We start from the raw sequence: 4183 nt of genomic DNA on the forward strand, positions 1-4183 counted from the left end.
CGTCGACCGCGGTGTCCGCGTCCCACGAGGCGGGGTCGTCCCAGTCGATGTCGGAGGTGCCCGCCACCAGCGGCAGCGTCGGGTCGTCGCCCTCCTTGTAGAAGTCGTCGAGGCGCAGCACCGGAAGGCCGGAACGGGCCGAGACGAGGGACTTGCCGGAGCCGGAGGGGCCGCAGAGCAGCACGACTCGCGCGGATATGGGCGACTGGGAACTCACGGGACACCAGTGTGAGGCATCGCGCGGGTGGCGTACGACCCGGCGGACCGACTTTGAAGCGCGCGTCACATCTCAACTACGCTGCGCGTCTGACCGTTGACCCTGCGAAGTCAAGAGGTGGCACAGCGATGGCCCGACACAAGGCACCCAGGACGCCCGCGGTCCGGCGCTCCCTGGCGGTACTCGCGACGGCGGGAGCGGCGCTCGGCGTCGGGGTGGCGGCCGCGTCCGCCGCGGAGGCGCAGGTGCTGCCCGAGGATGCCGGCCAGGTCGTCGGAACGGTCGCGGACCTCAAGCCCAACCCGCTGGCGGGCACGGGCGTGGACCCGCTCGACAACGGCGTCGCCACGCAGGTCGCCGACTTCCGCGGGGTGGACTCGCGCGAGGTGACCGGGCCGGTCGCCCAGGCGGACTCGGTGGGCGGGATCCCCGGGGTGGGACTCGCCACGGAGGCGCTCGGGCGCTGACGCGGTGACGACACGGCCAGCGCCGTGCCCCTCCCGGACGGAGGAGGGGCACGGCGCTTTCGCCGCGAGGGCCGGGGCGCGGCTCAGTAGGACGAGCCGGACGCGCCCAGCGAGCCGGTCGGGTGCCAGACCGTCTTGGTCTCCAGGAAGGCCGTCATACGGTCCGTGCCCGGCGCCGCCCACCAGTCGTCCACAGGCTGTGGACGAAGGACGCGCTTCAGGTTGTCCGCCGCCGCGATCTCCAGCTCCTTCGCCAGCACCTCGTCCGCGCCCGCGAGGTCGATCGCGTTGACGTCCTGGTGCGAGGCGAGCGGCGCGGCGATCTCCGCCGTACGGCCGGAGAGGATGTTGACCACACCGCCGGGCAGGTCGGACGTGGCCAGCACCTCGCCGAGGGAGAGGGCGGGCAGGGGCGACGTCTCCGAGGCGATCACAATCGCCGTGTTGCCCGTCGCGATCACCGGGGCCAGGACGGACACCAGGCCCAGGAACGACGACTCCTGCGGGGCCAGGACGACGACCACGCCCGTCGGTTCGGGCGAGGACAGGTTGAAGAACGGGCCCGCGACCGGGTTGCCGCCACCGACCACCTGGGCGATCTTGTCGGTCCAGCCGGCGTACCAGACCCAGCGGTCGATCGCCGCGTCCACCTGCGCCGCCGCCTTGGACTTCGACAGGCCCTCGGCCTCGGCGACCTCCCGGACGTACTGCTCCCGGCGGCCCTCCAGCATCTCCGCGATCCGGTACAGGATCTGGCCGCGGTTGTACGCCGTCGCGCCGGACCAGGCGCCGAACGCCTTGCGCGCCGCGACCACCGCGTCACGGGCGTCCTTGCGGGACGCCCGCGGTGCGTTGGCCAGCCACTTGCCCTTGGCGTCAGTCACCTCGTACACCCGGCCGCTCTCGGAACGCGGGAACTTCCCGCCGACGTACAGCTTGTAGGTCTTGAAGACAGACAGGCGGTCAGACATCGAGGTACGCCTCCAGGCCGTGGCGACCGCCCTCGCGGCCGAAGCCCGACTCCTTGTAGCCGCCGAACGGCGAGGTCGGGTCGAACTTGTTGAACGTGTTGGACCAGATCACACCCGCGCGGAGCTTGTTCGCGACCGCGAGGATGCGCGAGCCCTTCTCCGTCCAGATGCCCGCCGACAGGCCGTACGGGGTGTTGTTGGCCTTGGCGACCGCCTCGTCCGGCGTGCGGAACGTCAGGACGGACAGGACCGGGCCGAAGATCTCGTCGCGGGCGATCGTGTGCGCCTGGGTGACGTTGGTGAACAGTGTCGGGGCGAACCAGAAGCCGTTCTCCGGGAGTTCGCAGGCCGGGGACCAGCGCTCGGCGCCCTCCGCCTCGCCCTGCTCCGCGAGCGCGGAGATACGGGCCAGCTGCTCGGCGGAGTTGATCGCGCCGATGTCGGTGTTCTTGTCCAGCGGGTCGCCGAGGCGGAGCGTGGACAGGCGGCGCTTGAGGGAGTCCAGCAGCTCGTCGTGGATCGACTCCTGGACCAGCAGGCGCGAGCCCGCGCAGCAGACCTGGCCCTGGTTGAAGAAGATGCCGTTGACGATGCCCTCGACGGCCTGGTCGATCGGCGCGTCGTCGAAGACGATGTTCGCGCCCTTGCCGCCCAGTTCGAGCGTGAGCTTCTTGCGGGTGCCCGCGACCGTGCGCGCGATCTCCTTGCCGACGGCGGTCGAACCGGTGAAGGCGACCTTGTTCACGTCCGGGTGGGCGACCAGCGCGGCCCCGGCGCGGCCGTCACCGGTGACGATGTTGACGACACCCTTCGGCAGACCGGCCTGGCGGCAGATGTCCGCGAAGAAGAGGGCGGAGAGCGGGGTGGTCTCGGCGGGCTTCAGGACGACCGTGTTGCCGGTCGCGAGGGCCGGGGCGATCTTCCAGGCCAGCATCAGGAGCGGGAAGTTCCAGGGAATGACCTGGCCCGCGACGCCCAGCGGCTTCGGGTCCGCGCCGTAACCGGCGTGCTCCAGCTTGTCGGCCCAGCCCGCGTAGTAGAAGAAGTGCGCGGCGACCAGCGGGAGGTCCGCGTCGCGGGTCTCCCGGATCGGCTTCCCGTTGTCCAGGGTCTCGAGGACCGCGAGCTCGCGGCTGCGCTCCTGGATGATGCGGGCGATGCGGAAGAGGTACTTCGCGCGCTCCGAGCCGGGGAGCGCGGACCACTTCTCGAAGGCCTTGCGGGCGGCCCGCACCGCACGGTCGACGTCCTCCTCGGACGCCTCGGCGACCTCGGAGAGCACCTCCTCGGTGGCGGGGGAGACGGTCTTGAAGACCTTGCCGCCGGCCGCGTCGGTGAACTCCCCGTCGATGAAGAGGCCGTAGGACGGGGCGATGTCGACGACCGAGCGGGACTCGGGCGCCGGGGCGTAGTCGAAAACAGGTGCCATGGTGATCAGTCCACCGTCACGTAGTCGGGGCCGGAGTAGCGGCCGGTGGCCAGCTTCTGGCGCTGCAGCAGCAGGTCGTTCAGCAGCGAGGAGGCGCCGAAGCGGAACCAGTGGTTGTCCAGCCAGTCCTCGCCCGCGGTCTCGTTGACCAGGACCAGGAACTTGATGGCGTCCTTCGACGTGCGGATGCCGCCGGCCGGCTTCACGCCGACCTGGACGCCCGTCTGGGCGCGGAAGTCGCGGACCGCCTCCAGCATCAGCAGGGTGTTCGCGGGGGTCGCGTTGACGGCGACCTTGCCGGTCGACGTCTTGATGAAGTCCGCCCCGGCGAGCATGCCGAGCCAGCTGGCGCGGCGGATGTTGTCGTACGTCGACAGCTCGCCCGTCTCGAAGATGACCTTCAGGCGGGCGTCCGTCCCGCAGGCCTCCTTCACGGCGGTGATCTCGTCGTACACCTTCAGGTAGTTCCCCGCGAGGAACGCGCCGCGGTCGATGACCATGTCGATCTCGTCCGCGCCGGCGGCGACGGCCTCACGGACGTCCGCCAGCTTCACGGCGATCGGGGCGCGGCCCGCCGGGAAGGCGGTGGCGACGGAGGCGACCTTGACGGTCGAACCGGCGACGGCCTCCTTCGCCGTGGCCACCATGTCGGGGTAGACGCAGACCGCGGCCGTGGGCGGCGCCGAGCGGTCGGTCGGGTCGGGGCGGACCGCCTTCGCGCCGAGCGCCCGGACCTTGCCCGGGGTGTCCGCGCCTTCCAGCGTCGTCAGGTCGACCATCGAGATGGCGAGGTCGATGGCATACGCCTTCGCGGTCGTCTTGATCGAGCGGGTGCCGAGGGAGGCGGCGCGCGCCTCCAGGCCGACCGCGTCGACGCCGGGCAGCCCGTGGAGGAAGCGGCGCAGCGTGCCGTCGGACGCGGTGACGTCGCTGAGAGCATGGGGTGCAGTGGTGGGCATGGTCACCAGACGAGCATATCTACGCGCGTAGCGGCTGTACAGCCCCGGATCGGATCCGGGGCTGCGGCGGGGGAGGGGGGTGGGGTTGGTGAGAGGGACGGGAGAGAGGCGCGGCTTCGGCGTCGACGCCGGGCAGCCCG

General features: G+C 71.3%; 4 protein-coding genes and 1 pseudogene. 1 reads left to right on the forward strand and 4 read right to left on the reverse strand.

Annotated elements, in window-relative coordinates; genetic code table 11:
* A pseudogene (locus CCN29_RS28410) lies at window positions 1–286 on the reverse strand (uridine kinase); the annotation flags it as partial.
* A 59-nt stretch (window positions 287–345) separates the two neighbouring features.
* Between CCN29_RS28410 and CCN29_RS28415 the strand changes: the two are divergent.
* Window positions 346–684: a hypothetical protein gene (locus CCN29_RS28415; protein WP_031017116.1), complete on the forward strand. Its 339-nt coding sequence runs from the start codon at window positions 346–348 to the stop codon at window positions 682–684.
* Between the two features lie 83 nt (window positions 685–767).
* Here CCN29_RS28415 and CCN29_RS28420 read toward each other — a convergent pair whose 3' ends face one another.
* Genes CCN29_RS28420 through deoC form a run of 3 tightly spaced genes read right to left on the reverse strand, consistent with a single transcriptional unit; the run spans window position 768 to window position 4043 of the window.
* The gene (locus CCN29_RS28420; protein ID WP_086685444.1) at window positions 768–1655 is read right to left on the reverse strand and encodes an aldehyde dehydrogenase family protein; all 888 of its coding nucleotides are present in this window, start codon (window positions 1653–1655) and stop codon (window positions 768–770) included.
* Window positions 1648–3084 carry an aldehyde dehydrogenase family protein gene (locus tag CCN29_RS28425; protein WP_031017111.1) on the reverse strand — a complete coding sequence of 479 codons (1437 nt, stop codon included), beginning with the start codon at window positions 3082–3084 and terminating at the stop codon, window positions 1648–1650. Before CCN29_RS28425 ends, CCN29_RS28420 begins: the two co-directional genes overlap by 8 nt.
* A 5-nt stretch (window positions 3085–3089) precedes the next feature.
* Window positions 3090–4043, reverse strand: coding sequence for a deoxyribose-phosphate aldolase (gene deoC, locus CCN29_RS28430; RefSeq protein ID WP_086685446.1), 954 nt, complete (start codon window positions 4041–4043; stop codon window positions 3090–3092).
* Between the last annotated feature and the right edge of the window lie 140 nt (window positions 4044–4183).

Source organism: Streptomyces pseudogriseolus, assembly GCA_002154585.1.
In the GTDB taxonomy this organism is placed as follows: domain Bacteria; phylum Actinomycetota; class Actinomycetes; order Streptomycetales; family Streptomycetaceae; genus Streptomyces; species Streptomyces pseudogriseolus.